This is a genomic window from Gordonia iterans (assembly GCF_002993285.1).
Classification (GTDB): domain Bacteria; phylum Actinomycetota; class Actinomycetes; order Mycobacteriales; family Mycobacteriaceae; genus Gordonia; species Gordonia iterans.
In genome coordinates, this window is record NZ_CP027433.1 from 2,928,309 (window position 1) to 2,949,439 (window position 21,131).

General features: G+C 68.7%; 21 protein-coding genes and 2 tRNA genes. 12 read left to right on the plus strand and 11 right to left on the minus strand.

All coding sequences use genetic code 11. The features are described 5' to 3' along the window. Positions 1-18: 18 nt before the first annotated feature. Positions 19-816 carry an enoyl-CoA hydratase-related protein gene (locus tag C6V83_RS13430; protein WP_105942817.1) on the minus strand — a complete coding sequence of 266 codons (798 nt, stop codon included), beginning with the start codon at positions 814-816 and terminating at the stop codon, positions 19-21. A gap of 126 nt (positions 817-942) precedes the next feature. Further along, a complete protein-coding gene (locus C6V83_RS13435) occupies positions 943-1,710 on the minus strand; it encodes a hypothetical protein (RefSeq protein ID WP_105942818.1) in 768 nt (255 codons plus the stop codon). Between the two features lie 136 nt (positions 1,711-1,846). On the opposite strand from C6V83_RS13435, the gene C6V83_RS13440 reads away from it, so the two are divergent. The 3 genes from C6V83_RS13440 to C6V83_RS13450 all read left to right on the plus strand — a co-directional run bounded on the left by C6V83_RS13440 (position 1,847) and on the right by C6V83_RS13450 (position 3,808). After that, on the plus strand, positions 1,847-2,986 hold the full coding sequence (locus C6V83_RS13440; RefSeq protein ID WP_105942819.1) for an acyl-CoA dehydrogenase family protein: 1,140 nt from the start codon (positions 1,847-1,849) through the stop codon (positions 2,984-2,986). After that, a complete protein-coding gene (locus C6V83_RS13445; RefSeq protein WP_105942820.1) occupies positions 2,976-3,665 on the plus strand; it encodes a GntR family transcriptional regulator in 690 nt (229 codons plus the stop codon). Before C6V83_RS13440 ends, C6V83_RS13445 begins: the two co-directional genes overlap by 11 nt. 70 nt (positions 3,666-3,735) lie before the next feature. Next, a tRNA-Asn gene (locus tag C6V83_RS13450) sits at positions 3,736-3,808 on the plus strand. Between the two features lie 165 nt (positions 3,809-3,973). On the opposite strand, the gene C6V83_RS13455 is transcribed toward C6V83_RS13450, so the two are convergent. Then, positions 3,974-5,092 carry a hypothetical protein gene (locus C6V83_RS13455; protein ID WP_159067519.1) on the minus strand — a complete coding sequence of 373 codons (1,119 nt, stop codon included), beginning with the start codon at positions 5,090-5,092 and terminating at the stop codon, positions 3,974-3,976. 268 nt (positions 5,093-5,360) lie between these two features. On the opposite strand from C6V83_RS13455, the gene C6V83_RS13460 reads away from it, so the two are divergent. Next, complete coding sequence (locus tag C6V83_RS13460) at positions 5,361-6,020, plus strand: phosphoribosyltransferase (protein WP_105942822.1); 660 nt, start codon at positions 5,361-5,363, stop codon at positions 6,018-6,020. 184 nt (positions 6,021-6,204) lie between these two features. Beyond that, positions 6,205-6,408 (plus strand): cold-shock protein, encoded by a 204-nt coding sequence (locus C6V83_RS13465; RefSeq protein WP_105942823.1) that lies wholly within the window; start codon positions 6,205-6,207, stop codon positions 6,406-6,408. Positions 6,409-6,484: 76 nt separating this feature from the next. Here C6V83_RS13465 and C6V83_RS13470 read toward each other — a convergent pair whose 3' ends face one another. Beyond that, positions 6,485-7,039, minus strand: a complete 555-nt coding sequence (locus tag C6V83_RS13470; RefSeq protein WP_105942824.1) for an MOSC domain-containing protein — start codon at positions 7,037-7,039, stop codon at positions 6,485-6,487. An 80-nt stretch (positions 7,040-7,119) separates the two neighbouring features. On the opposite strand from C6V83_RS13470, the gene C6V83_RS13475 reads away from it, so the two are divergent. Together C6V83_RS13475 and C6V83_RS13480 are read left to right on the plus strand one after the other, a co-directional pair. Further along, positions 7,120-7,722 carry a TetR/AcrR family transcriptional regulator gene (locus tag C6V83_RS13475; protein WP_234353731.1) on the plus strand — a complete coding sequence of 201 codons (603 nt, stop codon included), beginning with the start codon at positions 7,120-7,122 and terminating at the stop codon, positions 7,720-7,722. Beyond that, entirely contained in the window at positions 7,719-9,368 is a 1,650-nt protein-coding gene (locus C6V83_RS13480; protein ID WP_234353732.1) for an MDR family MFS transporter, read from the plus strand. Before C6V83_RS13475 ends, C6V83_RS13480 begins: the two co-directional genes overlap by 4 nt. On the opposite strand, the gene C6V83_RS13485 is transcribed toward C6V83_RS13480, so the two are convergent. Next, positions 9,346-10,242, minus strand: a complete 897-nt coding sequence (locus C6V83_RS13485) for a VOC family protein (RefSeq protein ID WP_105942826.1) — start codon at positions 10,240-10,242, stop codon at positions 9,346-9,348. The genes C6V83_RS13480 and C6V83_RS13485 overlap by 23 nt on opposite strands. Before the next feature lie 104 nt (positions 10,243-10,346). Between C6V83_RS13485 and C6V83_RS13490 the strand changes: the two genes are divergently transcribed. The 4 genes from C6V83_RS13490 (at position 10,347) to C6V83_RS13505 (ending at position 13,882) form a co-directional block, all read left to right on the plus strand. Beyond that, positions 10,347-11,075, plus strand: coding sequence for a hypothetical protein (locus C6V83_RS13490; protein WP_199832518.1), 729 nt, complete (start codon positions 10,347-10,349; stop codon positions 11,073-11,075). A 184-nt stretch (positions 11,076-11,259) separates the two neighbouring features. Next, positions 11,260-13,251 carry an OPT family oligopeptide transporter gene (locus tag C6V83_RS13495; protein ID WP_105942827.1) on the plus strand — a complete coding sequence of 664 codons (1,992 nt, stop codon included), beginning with the start codon at positions 11,260-11,262 and terminating at the stop codon, positions 13,249-13,251. Between the two features lie 49 nt (positions 13,252-13,300). Then, a complete protein-coding gene (locus tag C6V83_RS13500; protein WP_234353733.1) occupies positions 13,301-13,762 on the plus strand; it encodes a TM2 domain-containing protein in 462 nt (153 codons plus the stop codon). Positions 13,763-13,808: 46 nt separating this feature from the next. Then, positions 13,809-13,882: transfer RNA gene (locus tag C6V83_RS13505), tRNA-Ile, on the plus strand. A 58-nt stretch (positions 13,883-13,940) separates the two neighbouring features. Here the strand turns inward: C6V83_RS13505 and C6V83_RS13510 are convergent. From C6V83_RS13510 to C6V83_RS13535, 6 genes are all read right to left on the minus strand, one after another. Continuing rightward, complete coding sequence (locus C6V83_RS13510) at positions 13,941-14,465, minus strand: DUF1697 domain-containing protein (protein WP_105942829.1); 525 nt, start codon at positions 14,463-14,465, stop codon at positions 13,941-13,943. An 84-nt stretch (positions 14,466-14,549) separates the two neighbouring features. Next, complete coding sequence (locus C6V83_RS13515) at positions 14,550-15,131, minus strand: TetR/AcrR family transcriptional regulator (RefSeq protein ID WP_159067520.1); 582 nt, start codon at positions 15,129-15,131, stop codon at positions 14,550-14,552. Between the two features lie 291 nt (positions 15,132-15,422). Continuing rightward, positions 15,423-16,472, minus strand: a complete 1,050-nt coding sequence (locus C6V83_RS13520) for a FecCD family ABC transporter permease (RefSeq protein WP_234353734.1) — start codon at positions 16,470-16,472, stop codon at positions 15,423-15,425. Continuing rightward, positions 16,469-17,461 carry a FecCD family ABC transporter permease gene (locus C6V83_RS13525; protein WP_234353735.1) on the minus strand — a complete coding sequence of 331 codons (993 nt, stop codon included), beginning with the start codon at positions 17,459-17,461 and terminating at the stop codon, positions 16,469-16,471. The genes C6V83_RS13520 and C6V83_RS13525 overlap by 4 nt, the downstream gene beginning before the upstream one ends. Next, positions 17,458-19,269: a siderophore-interacting protein gene (locus C6V83_RS13530; RefSeq protein ID WP_105942831.1), complete on the minus strand. Its 1,812-nt coding sequence runs from the start codon at positions 19,267-19,269 to the stop codon at positions 17,458-17,460. The genes C6V83_RS13525 and C6V83_RS13530 overlap by 4 nt, the downstream gene beginning before the upstream one ends. 4 nt (positions 19,270-19,273) lie before the next feature. Further along, positions 19,274-20,257, minus strand: coding sequence for an ABC transporter substrate-binding protein (locus tag C6V83_RS13535; RefSeq protein ID WP_234353736.1), 984 nt, complete (start codon positions 20,255-20,257; stop codon positions 19,274-19,276). A gap of 112 nt (positions 20,258-20,369) precedes the next feature. Between C6V83_RS13535 and C6V83_RS13540 the strand changes: the two genes are divergently transcribed. Beyond that, positions 20,370-21,110: an AraC family transcriptional regulator gene (locus tag C6V83_RS13540; protein WP_105942832.1), complete on the plus strand. Its 741-nt coding sequence runs from the start codon at positions 20,370-20,372 to the stop codon at positions 21,108-21,110. Positions 21,111-21,131: the final 21 nt, after the last annotated feature.

The window sequence follows — 21,131 nt, forward strand, 5'->3', positions numbered from 1 at the left end:
TTCCTCCTCGGTGGTGGCCTAGCGGCCGGCGGCGAAGGCGGCGACGGCCGCCTGGAACTGGGGGGATTGCAGGAGTTCGGTCTGCCCGGCGATCTCTCGATCGATGGCGGCCTCGTAGGCGCTGAGTGTCGCGCCGTCGAGCGCAGCCTTGGTCAGGGCGAGAGCTGCCGGCGACGACGCCGCGAGCTTGGCCGCCACCCTCTCGACCGCCGCAGTCAGCCCGGCTGGATCCTCGATCACCCCGTTGATCAGCCCATGCTCGAATGCCTCAGTGGCGCAGAGCTTCTCACCGAGAAGCGCCATCGCGTTGGCGCGCGCCCGCCCGAGCGACGCGGCAAAGGTCGCGCTGGCGCCGCCGTCGGGCATCAGGCCGAGCCGAACGAAGGCGAGCAGAAAGTAGCTGCGGGCGCTGGCATAGATCAGATCTGCCGCGACTGCCAGGGAAGCTCCGATGCCGACGGCGGGTCCGTCGACGGCGGCGATCACCGGCATCGGCAGAGACCGGACGGCGCCGACCAGTCGGGAGCCGTTCTCGATGATCGCTCGCGAGGCACCGGCCCCGAAACCGCCAGTGGCGGCGGAGTTCTGCGCCATCCCCGCCACGTCGGCCCCGGCGCAGAACGCCCCACCCCGGCCGCTCAGCACCACCACGCGTACGCGGTCGTCCGCGGCCCACGCGTCGCACAGGTCGATGATCCGCCCGGAGGAGTCGCCGCCGAGCGCATTGCGCTGTTCGGGTCTGTCGATCTCGAGGCGGGCGATTCCGTCGTCGTCGATCCCACTCCAGATGCCGTCCACCATCTCGAGCTGCGCCATGGGTCCCTCCGAGAAGCCGGTGTGTTGCGGGACACAGTAACACCGCGTGGAGGCGATCTGGCAAACGTTCGTTATCAGAATCTTCCGCATGCCCCGGCGGCCAGGCGTCACGGGGGTCGCGCTCGCTCAGATCGTCAGCAGCTCCGACACCAGCCAGCGGTCGCCGTCACGAGCCAGGGTGATCTGCACCCTGGTCTGATACTCCAGCCCCTCCTCGCCCGCCGACGGCAGGTCCGGCGAGGTCACAACCTGATCGAGCGCCACCAGCACCACCGCCTGAGACCTGCTCAGCGACTCCAGACCGGCAGCCCGCGCGGTGCCGACCGACGACGCCTTCGCCTCGTCGTTCCCGCGGCGCGCCTCCTGCGAGGCCTTGATATAGCGCTCGGCGAAATCCGGGGTGGAGACCGCCCGAATCTCCCGGTCCAGGGCGGCGTAGTCGTCCGGCTCGTATGTCACGATCAACGCCGCGTACTTCTTGGCGTCCGCCAGCGCAGACTGCCCCAGATCCGAATCCGGACCCAGCGCGTCGCGCGATGCCGACGCGTACAAATAGCCCAGCACGCCCGTCGCCACGGCGAGCACCGCCGCCAGCGTCGCCAGGGCGATCACCAGCGGTCCGGCCTTGCGCTTGCGCCGCTTCTTCGCCGCCACCTTGCCGGGAATCCGGTCTGGGTCCGGCGCCGAGCCGTCGTCGTGATCGTCGTCGTCCTCGTCGCCGAACTTGGCGACGTCCCGGGCGCGCGCCTCCTCCCGCACCCGGCGGTTCTCCGCCAGCAGCGCCTCACGCTCCTCGGGAGTCAGCGCCTTCGCGAGCGAAGCGGTACCGACGGCATCGGCGGCGTCGATCTCGGTCGTCTCGTCGGGACCGGCGTCACCTGAACTGTTGGACATGCGCACCAATCTAACGCGACGTCCTTCAGGCGCGGGCCGGTCGCGCTCGTTTGAGACAAATCGATGAATCCTTGCCAATCTCTCTCCTATCACATATATGTGATAGGAGATACCGACCCAATCGTCAGGAGCAACCATGGTTTCCTTCACCCCCGAACAGACCGCGTTCGCCCGCGCCGTCAGCGATTTCTGCAAACGCGAGACGGGCACCCGCGCTCAGCGCGACGAATGGACGGACTTCGGAAAGGAGCTGCACTCGGACGCGTTGTACCGCAAGATGGCCGAGCTCGGCTGGGCGGGCATCAACGTGGCCGAGGAGTACGGCGGCGCGGGCGCCGGCAACGTAGAGATGTGCATCTTCCTCGAGGAGGCCATGCGCGGTCAGGCGCCGGTCGGGGGCGTCGGACCCACGCTGATCACCGCGGCCGCCTACGAGAAGTTCGCCGGCGAGGACCTCAAGCGCGAGGTGCTCAGCGGTGTCGTCGCCGGCGACTGCCTGTCGATCTCCATGTCCGAGCCGGAAGCGGGATCGGACGTGGGCGCCCTGACCTGCCGAGCCGAGAAGGTCGACGGCGGCTGGGTGATCAACGGCCAGAAGACGTGGTGCTCCAACGCCCACTTCGCCGCTTCGATCCTGCTGATCGCCCGCACAGATCGCTCCGGCGCCAAGCATGAGGGCATCACGCAGTTCCACATCCCGGCCGGGACTGCGGGTCTGAAGATCAGCCAGATCGACACGCTCGGCGGCCGAGAGGTCAACGACCTGTACTTCACCGACTGCTTCGTCCCGGACTCGGCCGTGGTCGGGCAGGTGAACAACGGGTGGATGCAGTTGATGGCGGGCCTCAACACCGAGCGCCTCATTCTCGCCGCGATGCAGCTCGGCCTGGCCGAGCGCTCCTTCGACGACACCCTGACCTTCATCAAGGAGCGCAAGCAGTTCGGCCGCCCGGTCGGCAGCTTCCAGGCGCTGCGGCACCGGATGGCCGACCACGCCACCGAGATCGCCGCGACCAAGGAGCTGATCTACTCGCTGGCCAAGGCCTCCGACGAGAACCCCGGCACGATGATGCCGCGCGAGGCATCCATGGTGAAGCTCAAGGCCACCGAGGTGAGCAAGGCGATGACCATCGACGGCATGCAGATGATGGGCGGCTACGGTTACGCCAAGGAGTTCGACGCCGAGCGCCTCATGCGCGCGGCGATCATCTCCACCGTCTACGGCGGCACCAACGAGATCCAGCGCGACATCATCGGAAAGACCTATGGCCTTTGACTCCCCCGCCTCGGGGCTGCGGCGCCGGCCGCAGCTCTCGGAGGAGGTCGCCGCGATCCTGCGGCACAAGATCATGACGGCCGAGCTCACGCCGGGCGACCCGATCCGGATGGACGAGACCGCGGTGGAGCTCGGCGTCAGCGTCACGCCGGTGCGCGAGGCGCTGCTGACCCTGCGCGGCGAAGGCATGGTCGACAGCGCCCCGCACCGCGGGTACGCGGTCTGCGACCTTTCACGGACCGACGTCGAGGACATCTTCTGGCTGCAGGGCGAGGCCGCCGCACGCATCGCGCGCCGCACCGCCGGCATGATCGACGACGACCAGCTCGCCGCACTGGAAGCCGCGAACGAGCGCCTGCGCGCGGCCGTGCAGGCCGCAGATCCGGCGGCCATCACCGAGGCCGAGTACGAGTTCCACCGCACCCACAACCGCATCAGCGGCAGCAGCAAGCTCGCCTGGTTCCTGCAGTCGGCGACCCGCTACACGCCCCACCAGCTGTACGCGGCGGATCCGGACTGGGCCCAGGTGGCCCTGACGAGCCACGAGCGGCTCATCGACGCCTACCGGAATCACGACGCACGGGCCGCCGCCGCCGCGATCGGGCTTCAGTTCACCGACGGTGCCGCGCGGCTGATCGCACACCTCCAGACCACTGGGATCTGGCAGAAATGCCACTGACCACCGGTTTTGTCCCTGCCGGGCCGATGGGATAAAGTCTGTTCTCGGTCCGGAAAGACCACCGCAGCATTCCCCCATAGCTCAATTGGCAGAGCAGCCGACTGTTAATCGGCAGGTTATTGGTTCGAGTCCAATTGGGGGAGCTCCAAGAAGCCCGCTGATCACAGCGGGCTTCTTGCGTTGCACCTCAGGTACTCGGCGCACTTCGCCGACGCCACCTGCCACTATCGCGGTCGAGACGAGGCGGACGACCTACGAGAGATCTTCGAGGTCGATCGGCCCGAACGCCTTCATCGGCGACGCCCCCGCTACCGTTCCCAGCACGCGTTCAAGACCCGTGCCGACTCAAACGTCTCACTCTTACCAGGAAAGAAGTACGCAACCTTGGTGTACGCGCGCTGCCCGTTGCACATACTCGGCTCGAATGCCACCACGGTGATGGGTACGTCTTCCTCAATCGGAGCATTCGCCCGGGGGGCGCCCGGCGGGGCGTAGTACCCGAGCCCCGTGGCGGTAGCCCGGTCACCACCCCAGTCCCGCCATGTGAGGTCGTACGCATAGGTGGACGAGCCCGAGCCTCCGGAGTGGATCTCGCGGGGTTGCACGGTCCCGAAGCCCCTGCTGTTGCTGACTGCTGAGCCGAGAACGATCTTCTGGTCATCGCCCCGCGCAGCGGTTTCGGTGCCACGACCAGGTCCGTCGAACCTCTCGGCCTTCTCCCTGGACAGGAACACTCCCGACCCAGTGGTGGAGTTCCACACAGTTAGTCCGTTCTCTTCGGAGGCGATGGCCCAGTCATCGAAGTAGTACTGCTTGCCGTACTCCACCCGCGGCACCTGGTATCCGTCGTTGGCGGGCTGGTTCATCCAACCGGTGGTGCCGGACGAGTCGACCGGATCGCCGACACGATCGTCCTTGAACTGGAACAGCCACTTGCCTTTGCATGTCCCACTGCGATTCACACACCCCAGCGGGCTGTCCGGCCCGCTCATGCTCCTGACACCGCACTGGCCCTGGCCCGTGTACTCGTTCGGTGTACTGAAGTCGCATCCGATCCCGCCGGTCGGTGTGAGCAGATGCGCGTGCGTCACACCGCTCTTGGTGTACGTCCGCAGCGGTGTGGCACCGTCCGGCCTTGCTCCGCCCGCGCCGGGGTAGGCGCCCGCTACCGGGGCTGTGGGCGCGTCCGCCGACGGGTCGTCGGCATGCTGTTCCCCGGGACTCGGCGCCGCGTCGCTGATCTGGGTGGCGACGGGGTCCGGCGACGGTTTGTCGTCGCCGCGATCGATCACGATGGCGGCCACGACGGCGATGATTGCCACGACCAGGACTGCGACGATCCCGAGCAGAATCTTCGTCGCAGCAGTCGGTCCGGGCCCAGCCGGCTGCGGGGGCAGGGGTGTGGGGGCACCATGGAGATGGGTCACCGGCGAGGCTCCTCGTCATGGGGTTGCTGAAATCATCCGTCAATCTAGTAGATGCGAAGCGACCGCGCTGCGGACGTATTCGGGGTCGCGATCGGCCCACTCATCCAGGGGACGGACAGCTAGAGACCGAGTCAACGGAGTCGACAAACGCAAGGCCACGGCCATCCGGCGACAAAGGATCCGACCGGCCTTGCCGACGAGCCGGAAAGCGCCGCGCATGGAACTCGGGCAGCTACCCCGGCGGGATCCGCATGATCGGAGGCACCGGATGCGCAGTCGATCTCACGGCAGTCGGTCGCACGGCGACCGGTTTCGCAATCGCCGCGACGCCGGTCAGGTGCTCGCGGCTTCGCTGGGCGAGTACCGGGACCGGGGCGACGTCGTCGTCCTGGGCATCGCGCGCGGAGGCGTCCCCGTGGCCTTCGAGGTGGCCGGCGTCCTGCACGCCCGGCTCATCGTGCGCAAACTCGGAGTGCCCGGCCACGAGGAACTGGCCTTCGGCGCGATCGCCCCGAATCAGCAGACGGTGCTCGACGACGGCCTCATCGGCGCCCTGGGCATCACACCCGGACAGATCCGGCAGGTGATCGATGACGAGACCGCGGAGCTGCGGCGCCGCGAGCAGAAGTACCGAGGTGGACTGGAACCGGCCGAATGGGCCGATGCGACGGCCATCGTCGTCGACGACGGACTCGCCACCGGCAACACCATGCGCGCCGCGGTGCGGGCGGTGCGGTCGGCGGGCCCGCGGGCGATCATCGTCGCCGTGCCGGTGGCACCGGCAGCCACCTGCCGGGAATTGCGCTCCGAGGCAGAGGCCGTCGTGTGTCCGTGGACCCCGACGCCGTTCGGCGCGGTCGGCGCCTTCTACCGGGATTTCGGGCAGACCGGCGACGACGAGGTCCGGCGCCTCCTCGCCGAACGCTGACATCCCGTCGGCGCGGATCACCGGACGAGCGCGCCGCAGCGCCTCCCCGAGGCGTACGAACACCTGAATGTGGCGGTTATTTCGTGTCCGGTGTTTCCATTCGACGCAATGTGTGGAAGAGTGTGTGGGGCAGGTGACTTATCGTGTCCCTGCGTTCCAGATACACAGAATGGTAGTAACAAGCGTGGCACAAGGCACCGTCAAATGGTTCAACGGCGAAAAGGGCTTCGGCTTCATCGCCCCCGACGGTGGAAGCGAAGACATCTTCGTCCACTTCACCTCAATCAACGGTAGCGGTTTCCGCAACCTCGAAGAGGCACAGCGCGTCGAGTTCGACGTCGAGCAGGGCGCCAAGGGCCCGCAGGCGACGAACGTCACCGCTCTCTGACAGACCTCAACACCAGCGCCCCGGCATTCGTGCCGGGGCGCTGGTGTTTTCTACGGGCCGGTGTCTTCGAAGCACCTCACCCGCCGGCGAACACCTCCGCGATGCTCAGCGCACCCGCCGGACGATCAACGACGACGATCTCGTCCCCCGCAGAAACCTTGCCGCCCTGCACGATTCGCAGATAGGCGCCCGGACGCCCGGCTTGTGCGAAGCGCTTCACCCAGCCGCGCTCGTCGTCGCCGCCGACCCAGCGCGCGAAGGTCTGACACGGAATCCGGGGCTTGGTCACCTCGACGACCACCTTCGCGCCGATCTGCCACCGCTCCCCTATCCGGGCGCCCGAGACATCGATCCCCGTCGTGCGCAGGTTCTCCCCGAACCACCCCGGCGGGGTGTCGCGCCCGAGCTCGGCGGACCATCGTCGCGCGTCCTCGTCGGCGTACACGTAGACCGCCTGGTCCAGCCCGCCGTGATGCTTCCGGTCGGCCTGGACATCGCGATACAGCCCGTAGGGTCCGACCTTCACCGGCCCGTCGACGGGCCGCTTGTCGATCGCGGTGACCCCGGCTCTTCCGCCGGGGTCGGGCAATAACTGATGGACGACGCAGACGTCGAGCACTTGTGCGGTCATGCCCTCCAGACTACGAGAGGGGACCTCGCGGTTCCGCCCGCCAGTTGCGCAACAGATTGCACTGGTGCAATAATGCACCAGTGCAAGAATTTGACGGAGTGCGGGACCGCAAGCGGGCCGAGACGTTCCGGCGTATCCATGAGGCCGCCGTCGAGTTGACCCTGCGCGACGGCCTCGCCGCGGCGACGGTCAGCGCGATCGCCGAGCGGGCGGGCATCTCGCGCCGCACCTTCTTCAACTACTTCGCCTCCAAGGAGGACGCGGTCCTCGGCGTCCAGGAACCGCGTATTCCCCCGAAGGCGCTGGAGACCTTCCTCACTCGGAACGACGAGGACCGCCTGGGCAAGGCCCTGCAGCTGACGATGGCGACCATGGCCACGATCGGACCGCGGGCCAGCCCCGAGCTGCGGCGGATCGTCGCCGCGCACCCCGAACTGGTCGACAGCATCCGCGCCCACCGAGTCGCCACCCAGGACCTGCTGATGAGTGTGCTGTCGCAGCGCCTGGCCGACGATCCGGCCGCGCCGACCGCCTCCGACACGGCCCGCGCCCTACTCCTGCTCGCCGGTGCCGTGCTCCGCTTCGCCTATCACGACGACCCAGACCTGCTCGACGACCCGGACCCCTCCGCCGTCGAGAACGCACTCGCCGCCTTCCGTACAGCCCTGAGAGAGATTCGTTGACTGACCGCACCGCCCCGCCGACCGCTGAAGCCGCCGGCGACCGCAAGATCCTGTTCCTGTTCATCGGCCTGATGATCACCATGCTTCTGGCCGCGCTGAACCAGACCGTGCTCTCGACTGCGCTGCCGACCATGGTCGGAGAACTCGAAGGCGTCGACCTGATGCCGTGGGTGATCACCGGCTACATCCTGGCCACCACCGTGGTGATGCCCGTCTACGGCCGGATCGGCGACCTGTTCGGCCGCAAGCCGGTGATTCTGGCCGCGATCTCGATCTTCATCGCCGGGTCGATCCTCGGCGCACTCGCGCAGAACATCGACGTGCTGATCGCAGCCCGCGTGATCCAGGGCCTGGGCGGCGGCGGGTTGATGGTGCTGTCGCAGGCCGCCATCGCCGACGTCGTCCCCGCCCGCGAGCGGGGCCGCTACATGGGCATGATCGGCGCGGTGTTCGCGGTCGCGTCGGTGGCCGGCCCGCTGCTGGGCGGCTGGCTCACCGAGGGCCCGGGCTGGCGGTGGGCGTTCTGGATGAACATTCCGCTCGGCGCACTCGCCATCGGCGCCTGCGTGGTCTTCTTGCAGCTCCCCAAGGTCGAACGCACCCAGCGGCCCAAGCTGGACTACCTCGGTATGACGCTGATCGCCACGGCGACCACCACGCTGGTGCTGGTCTCGACGTGGGGCGGCACCAAGTACGCCTGGAGCTCGCCGCACATCATCGGCTTGATCGCGGCGACTGTCGTCATCGGGGCGGCGTTCTGCTGGGCCGAGACCCGCGCAGTGCACCCGGTGATTCCCATGGCGCTGTTCAAGGACCGCAACTTCACCGTGACGACCATCGCTGCCCTGATGATCGGGATCGCGATGTTCGGAGCCCTCGGTTACATGCCGACCTACATTCAGATGGCGCTGGGCGTCAGCGCGACGGTCGCCGGCCTGCTGATGATTCCGATGATGGGCGGCCTGCTGGTGGCCTCGGTCGCCGCCGGACGCGTCGTCACCCGAACCGGACGCTACAAAGCGTTCCCGATCGTCGGCTCGGTGATCATCGGCGTCGGTCTGGCGCTGCTGTCCACCCTCCACATCGAGAGTCCGACCTGGCTCATGTGCCTGTATCTGGGCGTGCTCGGCACCGGCATCGGACTGTCACTGCAGATCTTGACCCTGATCGTGCAGAACTCCTTCCCCGGCGGTGCGATCGTCGGGACCGCGACGGCGGCCACGAACTACTTCCGGCAGGTGGGTTCCACACTCGGAGCGGCCATCGTCGGCGCGGTGTTCGCGAATCGCCTCATCGGCCTGCTCAACGAGAAGCTGAGCGGTGCCGTCGCGCCCGGCGGAGACGTCGCCTCCGAACGCAAGCACCTCACGCCGGAGATGGTCAACCAGATGCCCGATCCCCTGCGCGACTTGGTGATCCACGCCTACAACGAGGCGCTCGTCCCGGTCTTCCTCTTCCTGGTCCCCGTGGCAGTGGTGTCACTCGTCGCACTCTGTTTCGTCAAGGAGACGGCGCTGGCGACGACCGTGCGCGACGAGATCGCCGCCGAGTCCCTCGCCGAGGGGCAGTTGCTGGAAATGGTCGACGACCCCGCCGACTTCCCCACCGGCCACGAGGCGGCGCCTAGCTCGGGAAGTCGGCGATGACGATCTTCTTCATCCCCATCATCGCCCCGTAGGCTTCCGGGCCGGTCATCAGTGAATCCATGTCCGCCGGCACGATCTGCCAGCTGAGGCCGAACTCGTCGGCGCACCAGCCGCACTGCTCGGCCTCCGGCACCGCCGAGAGCGCCTCCCAGAACCGGTCGATCTCCGCCTGGTCGGCGCAGTTCACCTGGAAGCTCACGCCGCACGTGAACGAGAAATCTCTGGGCTCGGGCGAATCCGCCGCGGTGAACCATTGACCGGCGAGCCGGAAGTCGCCGAACATCACCGAGTCGGCGCGCGCCGCACCTGTCGCCGTCGAGTACTCGACCACCATGCCGACGCCAGCATCGTCGAACAGTGACGTGTACTTCGAAATCGCCTCCCTGGCCTTGTTCTGCGCCGCACCGCAGAAGAGCAGCGACGGGATCACGAAGGGCCGCGGCTCGCCCTCGGGGTTGGTGAGGATCAACTGCCAGGTGACGCCGTATCGGTCCCGCACCTGGCCGTACCGCGGGCTGAACGGGTACTCCCCCAGGTCGCTGAGCACGTCGCCGCCGTCGGCCAGTCCGGCCCAGACCAGGTCGAGATTCGACGCCGCATCCGCATCGCCGGACGGATCGAAGTTCAGCATGAAGCTCACCGACTCGTTGGGCGCGAACTCCGGCCCGGCGTTGATGAAGACGATCTGGTAGTCCCCGATCACGATCTCGGCGGTAAGGGGCTCGCCCGCCAAGTGCTTCTGGAAGTCGGGCAGGCCCTCGTCGGGATAGCGCATCAGAACTCGGCCGGCGGTGTTCGGCAAGACCTGTGCGTAATAGTCGGCGGCTTCGGCGGCGTTGCCGTCGAACCAGATGTTCGGAACGATCTTCTGCATGGTGGGCCTCCCGAATCGGCGATGCACGTGGTGTACGTCTCTATTCTGTGCTCCGGGTACGACAGATTTCCCGACGATGCCAACAATCATTGTACCGTTTAGCCATGAGTAACGTGGCTGAGAAGGGCATCCGCCGACTGGCGTCGGCGGCCGGCCAGGCGACCACGCTGGCGACCCGGGCGGCGGGAGCCGCCACGCAGGCGGCCTCCGTGCCCGCGGGCAAGGCCATCGACACCGCTCGATCGCTCAACCCGATCCAGCAGACGCCCACCCCGGTCGACGGCGTCGGCACCGCGAACAAGCTGCTGCGTCAGCTCGGGATCAGCGCCTTCACCCCCAGTCTGGGCCTGAGCACCGATCTCACCCTCCCGGTAGGTGTCGGCGGGGCTGTCGCCGGTCCGTACACGCCCGGCATCGGGAATCTGACCGTCGCCGGGGTCAGCGTCAACGCCGTGCGTCGCGGCGAGATTCTGTGCGGCTTCGTCTCGGTCGGCGTCTTCGCCGACTTCGGCGACAAGTCCGGGCTGCACGTCGCCTGGTTCAACTTGAACACCCTGCGGGGCGGACTCGACGCACCCCTCGGAGGCCTGATCGACACCGTGCTGGATGCGGTGAGAAGTCATGTGAAAGCCGCGCCCATCCCGGCCGCCACGTACAACACGCCGATCAACGCACTCAAACGGGCCCTCTCGATCGTGCCCTCGAACGGCGTCCGCGGCGGGGTCGTCGAGACCGGTCCCGGCCTGGTGCTGTGCGCGGTCTACGGCACGGTCAAGCGCGGCGACGTCACCTACGTCTTCTTGCCGTCGATCGGCATCACCGAGGCGCGCTGACCGGACGGTCCCGGACGGCGTGTGCTGTGAAGTGGTTCTCCACGAGCCACTTCACAGCACTCGAGAGTCGATCACCGACGGGACACCAGCTCGAAGACCGGGAATCGGCGACTCGCCCCCTTTGCCCGAATCGCGGTGCGGGGTAACGGTACGAGGCCACTCCCACCGGTTCTAAGGTGAGCAGATGACCAGTGCCACACGCAGTTCGACGTTGCGGGAGCTGACCCTCCGAAGTGTGATTCTGGGTGGCCTGATCACCCTGGTCTTCACCGCCGCCAACGTGTACCTCGGCCTCAAGGTCGGCCTCACTTTCGCCACCGCGATTCCGGCCGCGGTGATCTCGATGTCGGTGCTGCGATACTTCGCCAACCACTCGATCGTCGAGAACAACATCGTTCAGACCATCGCCTCGGCGGCCGGAACCCTGTCGGCGATCATCTTCGTGCTGCCCGGCCTGATCATGATCGGCTGGTGGACCGGGTTCCCGTATTGGGAGACCGTCGCCGTCTGTGCGATCGGCGGCATCCTCGGCGTCATGTACTCCATCCCGCTGCGGCGGGTGCTGGTGACCGGATCAGATCTGCCCTTCCCCGAGGGCGTCGCGGCCGCCGAGGTGCTCAAGGTGGGCGACAGCGAGGTGGGAGCCGAGCAGAACCGCGGCGGCATGCGCATGATCGTCACCGGCTCGCTGGTGGCGGCCGGGTTCTCGCTGCTGGCCTCGCTCAAGGTGGTCGCCAGTTCGGTGTCCGGAGCGTTCAAGGTCGCCGGCGGCGCCTCGATGTGGGGCGCGAGCCTGTCCATGGCACTCATCGGCGTCGGGCACCTGGTGGGCGTCTCGGTGGGCGTCGCGATGCTGGTCGGCCTGGTGATCTCGTACTTCGTGCTGTTGCCGATCCGATCGTCCGGGGAGATCGGCGCCGGTGACCTGCTCGACCAGGTGAGTACGATCTTCGCCGGCGACGTCCGGTTCATCGGCGCCGGCGCGATCGCGGTGGCCGCGGTGTGGACTCTGCTGACCCTGATCGTGCCGATCGTGCGCGGGATCGTCGATTCGGTGGCCAGCGCACGGAAACGCCGCGGCGGCGAACTGGTCGACATCACCGAGCGCGACATCCCCATCCAATACGTGGGCGGCGTCGTGCTGATCTCGATGATCCCGGTGGGCTGGCTGCTCTGGGACTTCTTGCAGGACAGCGTCATCGCCCAGAATGCGGGCGGCATGGTCGCCATCAGCGTGATCTTCGTGCTGTCGATCGGGCTGATCGTGGGCGCCGTGTGCGGCTACATGGCCGGCCTGATCGGGTCGTCGAACAGCCCGATATCCGGTGTCGGCATCCTGGTGGTGCTGCTGGCCGCGGTACTGCTGAAGGCCACTCACGGCAGCGACGGCGGCGACGAGGCGCTCGCGATGACCGCGTACACGCTGTTCACCGCGGCCGTCGTCTTCGGAATCGCGACCATCTCCAACGACAACCTGCAAGACCTCAAGACCGGCCAGCTGGTCGGGGCCACCCCGTGGAAGCAGCAGGTGGCGCTGGTGATCGGCGTGATGTTCGGCGCCATCGTGATCCCACCGGTGCTGGGACTGATGAACACCGCGTTCGGCTTTCAGGGAGCGCCCGGAGCCGGCGACGACGCACTGGCGGCGCCGCAGGCCGCACTGATGTCGTCGTTGGCACAGGGCGTGTTCGGCAGCGACCTCGACTGGGGGCTGATCTGGCTCGGTGTGGCGATCGGCGCCGTCGTGATCGTCGTCGACGAGGTGCTCAAACGCACGACGTCGTTCCGGCTTCCGCCCCTGGCGGTCGGCATGGGCATGTACCTGCCGATGGCGCTGACCCTGATCATCCCGATCGGCGCATTCATCGGGCGTGCGTACGACAACTGGGCCGATCGGGACCGTGCCGACGCCGCGCGCAAGAAGCGCCTCGGCGTGCTGATGGCGACCGGCCTGATCGTCGGCGAGAGCTTGTACGGTGTCTTGTTCGCCGGGTTGATCGCCGGCACCGGCAAGGAGGAGCCGCTTGCGCTGCCCTTCCTCGGCGAGGGCTACAGCACCGCGGCGCAGGTGGTCGGTGTGTTCGTCTTCGTCGGCCTGATCGTCTGGCTGTACAGCTTCGTCCGCAAGACCGCGTCCAAACCGTACGACGGTCCACCGGTGAAGTCGGTGCTGTGAGGCGCTAGGCTTGTCGACGTTCTAGTCATCGTTCCAGCGAAGGATTCCCGTGAGCACTCCCCAAGATCCGTCCGGGCTGAATCCCTCCGGCCAATCGGAAGGCCAGCCGCAGAATCCGGCCGACGACGCAGGGCACCAGCCCGGCACGGAGCAGCCGTTCGCCGGCCAGCCCTACGGCGTCCCGCAGGATCCCTACGGCGGCCAGCAGTACGCAGCGCCGCAGTACGGTCAGCCCTACGGTGCACCGGCCCCCGGTTACGCCCCGGTCGGCCAGAAGTCGAAGATCGTAGCCGGAATCCTCGGCATCCTGCTGGGCGTCTTCGGCGTTCACAACTTCTATCTGGGCTTCACCGGCAAGGCTGTCGCACAGTTGCTGATCACGGTGCTCACCCTCGGCATCCTGTCGTTCGTCTCGGCGATCTGGGGGCTGATCGAAGGCATCCTGATCCTGGTCTCCAAGCCCGGCACCCCATGGCACCGGGATGCCAGCGGCATGGAGTTGCAGGACTGACCCAGTCCGTCGCCGGGCCCGCAGAAGGTGCGGGCTCGGCCTTTCGGGGGCTATAGCTCAGTTGGTTAGAGCCGCGGACTCATAATCCGCTGGTCCCGGGTTCGAGCCCCGGTGGCCCCACCGCGACATTCTGCCGGCCTGCTGTGTTCGGAGCAGCAGGTCGCCTGCGAACGGCCTGTCAGCGGGTGAGGTCGATCAGCTTGTCGACCGTGTTGAGGTTCCGGGCGGTGCCCGGCACACCGATCGCCCGCCCGATCGACGCGTCCTTCATCTGCGGGCGTCCGGCGCCACCGATGTAGCGCACGTGCATCTCGCGCCCGATCACATCCCACACGTCGTCACCGGTCGCGAAGGTCCGCGCCTTGGCGACGTTCTCCGCGGCGGGTTCGCCCGCCAGGAACGTGATGTACGAGAACCTGGGCTCGATCACCTCGAACGGATGCGCCGCACGGGCGGCCACCAGTTCCTCGTGACTGCGCGAGATCACCTCGCGGAAGAACCCGAACCGCTCGAGCACGGCCTGCTCGAGGGCCCGATCGAACGCCCCGGAATCACCGGGCGGCTCGCAGATGAGGTTTCCCGACGCGATATAGGTTCGCACCTGCGTGGCACCGAGCGAAGCGGCGACCTCGCGCAGCTCCGCCATCGGCAGCTTTGCGCCGCCGACGTTCACCGCCCGCAGAAGGTGGATCCGTCCGCTCATGCTGCCGATTCTCCGATCTGACCGCGATCGCGCCGGGCGAAGACCACTGCGGTCAGCAGCGCATCGCCTCTTGAGGTCCTGACGCTACTGAACCCCGCGGTCCACGGTGTACAAGACGTCGATCCCCTCGCGTATACGCTGCGCCATGTCGATCGACGAGTCGGCCAGCCACTGCACCTGAATGCCGTCGATCATCGCCAGCGTGAGCTGAGCGGCGGCCTCCTCGGTCAGCGGCGCGCGCGGCGCCCGCCCCCGGCTGCGCGCATACTCGACGATCTCCGCTCGCACTCGCCGCAGTCGACCGACGAAGAACTCGTGGGCCGGATGCTTCTCGTCGACGGCCGCGGCGCCGAGCGAGAGGTAGAGGGCGACGAGGCCGGGTTCCCCGGAGTTGTGCTCGATCGTGGCCAGCAGGTAGTCCAACCGGTCACCCCCGCCGGCGAACCGCCGACGCGAGTCCTCATCGCGGGCGCGCAGGATCTCCGTGAGCATCGACTCCTTGGAATCGAAGTAGTGCATCAGTCCGGCCAGGCTCAGACCGGCGCGGTCGGCGACCGTTCGCAGCGACGTCCGGCGGTATCCCTGCTCGGCGAAGACTTCGAGCGCGACCCGCAGCGCCTCCTCCCGTTTGACCCTGCCCTTGCGCGAACCAGCAACGCTTGTCATGCCACAACCGTACGGGACCAGAACATCAACCATTCACTGTCCGGTTTTCTTGACCCGTTCATTGTATGCCCTGCTCGATCTCGGTCTAGCGGCCAAGCCTGCGGGTCGTCGGCGGCGGCGGATGTGCTGTACGGCGACGCCAATCCGTCCGGGAAGCTCGCCGAGACGGTCCCGCTCCGCATCGAGGACTCCTGCGCATCCACGGAGGAGCACGGCTCGGGCAGCTGGCCGCGATGCCCGGCATCTTGTTCAGCGCCGACTGGCAGCCGCTTGTCACCGGGCAGCGAGCGCTCATCGGCGGCCGTTCTCCCGGATCAGCAGCCAGATCAGGTACGTGCCGCCCAGGACGACGGTCACGGCGCCGACCGGCAGCCGGGTGTCGCCGGGCAGCAGGTACTGGGCGACGAGGTCGGCGACGCTCAGCAGCAGCGCCCCGATCAGCGCCGAGCCGACGACGGTCAGGCTGGAGCCCGGCCCGTGCAGGCGGCGTGCGATCTGCGGAGCCGCCAGCGCGATGAACGCGATCGGCCCGGCGATCGCGGTGACCGCGGCCGTGTACACGACCCCGACGAAGACCATCAGCGTCCGGGTCCGCTCCACCCGGAGGCCGAGCGCCGCGGCGGCGTCGTCGCCGAGCTCGAGCTGCGAGATCCGCTGAGTCAGCACCGGCAGCGCCACCGCTGCGCCCAGTGCGACGGCGGTCGCCGCCAGCAACGGTGTCCACGTGACGCCTGCAAGCGAGCCGGCGCCCCAGATGGCCGCCCGCATCGCCTCGTCGAGATCGGCCTTGACCGCGAACCAGTTGTTCAGCGACGTCAGGATCGCCCCGACCGCGATCCCGACGATGATCAGCCGGAAGCCGTCGACACCGTGCCGGTACGAGAGCGCGAAGACGGCCGCGGCGGCGACGAGCGATCCGCCGACCGCCCCGAACGCGGTCGCCGCGTACCCGGATCCCCCGAACAACATCACGGCCACCACACCGGTGTAGGCCCCCGAGTTCAAGCCGATCACATCCGGACTGCCCAGCGGATTGCGGGTCAGCGACTGGAAGATCATGCCGCTGATACCCAGGCAGGCCCCGAACACCACCGCCGCCAGTGCACGACGGATCCGCCGGTCGGCGGTCAGCTCCACCTTGCGGCCGCCCTGGAACGTAAGCGCCTGCCACACCTCAGCCCACGACAGTCCGTATCGGCCGAGCACCAGCGCCAGCCCCAGACAGACCAGGATCACCAGCGCGACCGCCAGGTTCACCGCCGCCGCTCGCAGCCGGTACCGCGCGACGACCGGCCCGGCGACCAGTGTCCGCGCGCGCCCGCCGCCGTCCGTGCCGATCACCGCCGCATCTCCGGCCTGCGCACCAGCCAGATCAGCACCGGCGCGCCGATCAGCGGCGTCATCACGCCCACCGCCAACTCGTCCGGCCACACCACCAGCCGGCCCAGGACGTCGGCGCTCAGCAACAGCACCGGACCGAGGACGACGGCGAAGGCCAGCACCAGCCGCTGATCGGGCCCGACCGTCATCCGCACCGCATGCGGGATCATCAGCCCGATGAAGGCGATCGGCCCGGCGGCCGCGGTCGCCGCGCCGCACAGGATCACCAGGCCCGCCAGTCCGGCCAGCCGGATCACCGCGACTCGCGCCCCGACCGAGGCGGCCAGGTCGTCGCCGAGCGCGAGCGCGTTCAGGGCACGACCGGCCAGCAGAGCGAGCACGAGGCCGACTGCGATGAACGGCAGCACCGCCTCGACCGTGCCCGGCGGTCGGTCGGTGATGGAGCCGACGCCCCAGAAGCGCATCCGGTCGAAGCGCTCGGGATCGACCAGCGAGAGGCTCATCGTGATCCCGGTGAACACCGCGGTCACCGCGACCCCCACCAGGGTCAGGCGCAGCGGCGTCGCGCCGCCGGGCGCCCGAGAGGCGATCACCACCACCAGAACCGCGCCGACCACCGCACCCGCGAATGCGGGCCACAGGTACTGCTCGATGCGCGTGAAGCCGAGAAAGGCGACCGCGAGCACCACCGCCAGCGCCGCACCGGCGTTGACGCCGAGCAGACCCGGATCGGCGAGCGGATTGCGGGTGACCGCCTGCATCAGGGCGCCGCCGACGCCCAGCGCGGCGCCCACCAGCAGGCCGAGCACGGTCCGCGGAACCCGCACCTGCCGGATCGTGTTGTGGTCGATCCCGCCGTCCGGTGCGGTCAGCGCAGACCACACGGTCGACGGCGACAACTGCGCCGAGCCGACCATCACGCTCACGACGACGACCGCCGCGAGCAACACGCACGCGGCGGCGAACCAGGCGAAACGGCGTGCGGTCAACGCGCCGGCGCCGCCTCCAGCGTGAGCGCCTCGACGCCCCAGCCCAACGGCGTCGCGTCGGTGAGCTGCCAGCCGGAACGCACAGCCAGCGACTCCAGATCGTCGCGGGTGCGCGGCCCGGCGCCGTTGACGCCGACCCGCACCAGGGCCTGATCTCCGGCGCGCGGTCCGAGCGCATCCGTACCAGTCGCCTCGATCAACACCAACGACGACGACACCGCCGCGAGCCCCGCCAGGTACTCCCCCGCCTCGTGCTCGTCGCGCGCGTCCAGCGCCAGCGCCGCGACCACCGGCCTCGGCTCGTCGAACGTCCCGGACAGCTCCACCGGCGACTCGCCCAGCGCGGCCGCGAGCGCCTCCCGGGGCACCGTGTCCTCGACGATGCGCACCGCGCGGCCGTCGGCGGCCAACGCGCCGCCGACGATCGCCGCACCGGGCCCCACCGTGACGAGCGGTCCGCCGTCGGCCAGGGCAGGCACGGTGCGGATCGCCGGCAGCAGGAACGTCAGCCGTTCCGCCGTCTCCATCAGCTCCCCGTAGCGCTCGGCGTCGGCGGTCAGGTAGGCGTAGTAGCTGTCGCCGCGGCGCTGCCTCCAGTTCGGTTCGTCGTCGCCGAGCCGCTCGTCCAGATCGGTCAGCGTCATCACCTGGTCGGCCCACCAGCCGTCGAACAGTTCGGCCACGTGCTCGTCACCGAGGATCAGCTCGCCCCCGGGACCGACGGAGACCGTCCCGTCGTCGTTCATCGCGAGGACCTCGGCCGCGGTCAGCAGCCTCACCAGCGGTTCCAGGCGCGTCCGGGGGATCTGCAACTCCGCCGCGAGCGTGCCGATCGCGGCCGGAGCCGACTCGCAGCGCCCGAGCAGCCCGCTGCGCAGGGCGATGCGCACCGCGAACCACGACACCGGCGAGTGCACCACCTGCGGCAGCACCGGAAGAAGCTGGCCGGCCGCCGGTCGCGCCGGTGCGCCCGGCGAAGCGGGTTCGGCGGGGCGGGCGTCGACCCGGTGCCAGTAGCCGGTGATGTTCTGCCGGTCCTTGGGCACGCCCCATTCGCGGGTCACCAGTCGGCGCACCGCCAGCAGCGACCGGCTTTCCGCGCCCGCCCAGACGTAGCCCGGGCCGTCCGGCCGGACCGTCTCACGCATGGCGTTGACCAGAGCCTTCGGGTCACCCGCCTCGGAGACCACTGTGATCAGTGAATCATGTTGCCGCAGGGGAAGTTCCGGCAGCGCCTCATGTGCTGTCGCGTGCACCACCACGGTGACCGGACCGGTGACGGGCCGCTCGGTCAGGAAGCGCTCAATCGCCGGGAGCCCCGTCTCGTCCCCGATCAGAAACGCCCACTGCGCGTCGCCGGGGACGATGCTCGACGACTTCGGCCCCACGATCACGAGCTCGTCGCCAGGCCTGGCCGCGGCCGCCCATTCCTCCGCGGGGCCTGCGCCCCCGGCGCCCTCGGGAGTGTGCACGACGAAGTCCAGACTGAGCTCGCCCGCCTCGGCGTCGACGTGCACGGGGGTGTAGTCGCGGGTCACCCGGGTCGCCGACGCCGGCCACTCGATCCCGTTCGCGCGCTGCACCGGCAGCGCACTCTCGAGGTCACCGCCGGGTGCCAGGACCACCTTCACGTGGTCGTCGAACGCCAGACTGGTGAACGCGGGGAGGTCCAGGCCGTCGCGGGCGAACGCCCCGGCCTCCGGTCCGCCGAGCGTCACCCGGCGCATCCGCGGGGTCGGCTCGGAGGTCCGCAGCACCGTCAGTCTCCGCCACACGAGCGGCAGCGGCACAAAGCGGCCGATCGTCATCGGATCACTTGTCCTTCGCGAAGGTCTGCTCGACGATCGTCAGCAGTTCCATCGCGTCGTCGTAGTTGCCGCGCTGCGCGCCGTAGGGCAGGTCGTAGGCCTGATTCTTCTCGAAGGCGGGCAGTTGGGCGAAGATCGGCCGCTTCCGCAGCTCGGCGACGGTCTGGGTCTGCGTCTGGAATCCGATCACGAACAGCGTGTCCATCGTCAGCACCTGGCCGACCTGCTCGGTGGAGAGGGCGAAGCTGTCGCCGCCGGCCACGTACGGCTGGTACTTCCCGGTGGCGAAGAGGGGCGCCGGCCGGAAGCCGAGCTTCTCGAACTCCTTGGGCAGGCCGCGGTTCTCGATCAGCACGTAGACGTTCCCGTCGGCGGTCATCGAGAGGAAGGCGCTCTCGCCGGCCGGAACGGTGATCGCGTCACGGACCTGCGTGATCCGGTCGTCGTAGGCCTTGACCGCGTCGTCGTACACCTGGGGCTTGTCGAAGACCTCGTCGGCCAGGAACTCGAACTGCTGCTGCCACTGGGTCAGATCCCCGCTGACGACGACGGTCGGGGCGATCTTGCTCAGTTCGCTGTACGCCTCGGTGGCGTGTTTGAGGGGGAAGCCCAGGCCGCCGGCGATGATCAGATCCGGGTCCTGCGCGAGGATGGCTTCGGTGTCGAATCCGTCGGCGCTCCACGGGAGCCAGTTGGTGCCCTGCTTCTCCGCGTCCTGCTTCCAGGCCGGCGCGAACTCGCCGGGGCGCTCGGTGTGCGCGGGCGTCATCGCGACCACCGGCACGTCCAGATCGAACAGGTATCCCGCGAGGGAGTAGTTGAGCAGCACCACGCGCTGGGCGTCGACGGGCACCTGCACGGTGCCTTGATCGGTCTCGACGGCGCGGGTCTGGCCGGAGCCGGTGGACGACGAGGAGCACGCCCCGAGCCCGATGATCAGGCCGAGGGCCGCCAACAACGCCAGTACTCTCGAGTGCCTCATCGGCATCAGTTCGCTCGCTTCCGTGAAGGGTAGGTAAGACTAAGCTAGGTAATCGACCCGTGGGCGGGTGAGTCCCAACCGGACATCACCGTGCTCCCAACCGGACTTCAGGAGTGTGATGAAGACCGCAGTGCCGCGCAGCCTGGTAGAAACCGACCCCGAGAACGCGCTCCGGTTCCTCGGTCACGCCGAGCACTCGCACCACTTCGCACATCTGGTGTATGTCGCCGTCGGCGCCGCACACCTGGAGGTGGCCGGCACCTCGGTCACCCTGCGGCAGCACGAGGCGCTCTGGCTCGCGCCGCACGTCCCGCACGCGGCCCGGTACGAGCCCGGCAGCCTGGTCCTGGGCCCGACCCTCTCGCCGGGCACGTATCCGCCCGAGGGCATCCGGCGGCTGCCCGCGCTCGGGGAGCTCACCGCCGTGATGACCGCGATCCTCGGCGTCGCCCCGCAGACCGCCGAGCAGGTCCAGGTGTTCCGGTCCATGCTCGACGACGTCCTCCTGCCCCTGCTGAAACCCCTCTTCCCGCTGACCGCGCCGCGCCACCCGGTCGCCGCCGCGATCGCGCGTGCCTGCGTGAGCGACGACGCCCCGCTCACCGAACTCGCGGGCGCGCGCGGGGTGAGCGCCCGGCACGTCCAGCGGCTCTTCGTCGACGAGACCGGTCTGGCGTTCCGGCGCTGGCGGGTGCGGGCCCGGCTCAACATCGCCGCGCAGCGCCTGCACGGCGGCTCGACGGTCTCGTCGGCGGCCGTCGCCGCGGGCTACGACACCGCTTCGGGGCTGCGGAAGGCGCTGCGTCGCGAAGCCGGCATCGAGATCGGAGACCTGCGCCGCCGCCCGCAGGCGGGGTGAGTCCGCGCGGCGGCCGCCGGG

Coding starts and splice junctions, on each gene's coding strand:
- C6V83_RS13430 (WP_105942817.1), bottom strand. CDS start 816: ATGGCGCAGCTCGAGATGGTGGACGGCATCTGGAGTGGGATCGACGAC.
- C6V83_RS13435 (WP_105942818.1), bottom strand. CDS start 1,710: ATGTCCAACAGTTCAGGTGACGCCGGTCCCGACGAGACGACCGAGATC.
- C6V83_RS13440 (WP_105942819.1), top strand. CDS start 1,847: ATGGTTTCCTTCACCCCCGAACAGACCGCGTTCGCCCGCGCCGTCAGC.
- C6V83_RS13445 (WP_105942820.1), top strand. CDS start 2,976: ATGGCCTTTGACTCCCCCGCCTCGGGGCTGCGGCGCCGGCCGCAGCTC.
- C6V83_RS13460 (WP_105942822.1), top strand. CDS start 5,361: ATGCGCAGTCGATCTCACGGCAGTCGGTCGCACGGCGACCGGTTTCGC.
- C6V83_RS13470 (WP_105942824.1), bottom strand. CDS start 7,039: ATGACCGCACAAGTGCTCGACGTCTGCGTCGTCCATCAGTTATTGCCC.
- C6V83_RS13485 (WP_105942826.1), bottom strand. CDS start 10,242: ATGCAGAAGATCGTTCCGAACATCTGGTTCGACGGCAACGCCGCCGAA.
- C6V83_RS13490 (WP_199832518.1), top strand. CDS start 10,347: ATGAGTAACGTGGCTGAGAAGGGCATCCGCCGACTGGCGTCGGCGGCC.
- C6V83_RS13495 (WP_105942827.1), top strand. CDS start 11,260: ATGACCAGTGCCACACGCAGTTCGACGTTGCGGGAGCTGACCCTCCGA.
- C6V83_RS13510 (WP_105942829.1), bottom strand. CDS start 14,465: ATGAGCGGACGGATCCACCTTCTGCGGGCGGTGAACGTCGGCGGCGCA.
- C6V83_RS13515 (WP_159067520.1), bottom strand. CDS start 15,131: ATGACAAGCGTTGCTGGTTCGCGCAAGGGCAGGGTCAAACGGGAGGAG.
- C6V83_RS13530 (WP_105942831.1), bottom strand. CDS start 19,269: ATGACGATCGGCCGCTTTGTGCCGCTGCCGCTCGTGTGGCGGAGACTG.
- C6V83_RS13535 (WP_234353736.1), bottom strand. CDS start 20,257: ATGCCGATGAGGCACTCGAGAGTACTGGCGTTGTTGGCGGCCCTCGGC.
- C6V83_RS13540 (WP_105942832.1), top strand. CDS start 20,370: ATGAAGACCGCAGTGCCGCGCAGCCTGGTAGAAACCGACCCCGAGAAC.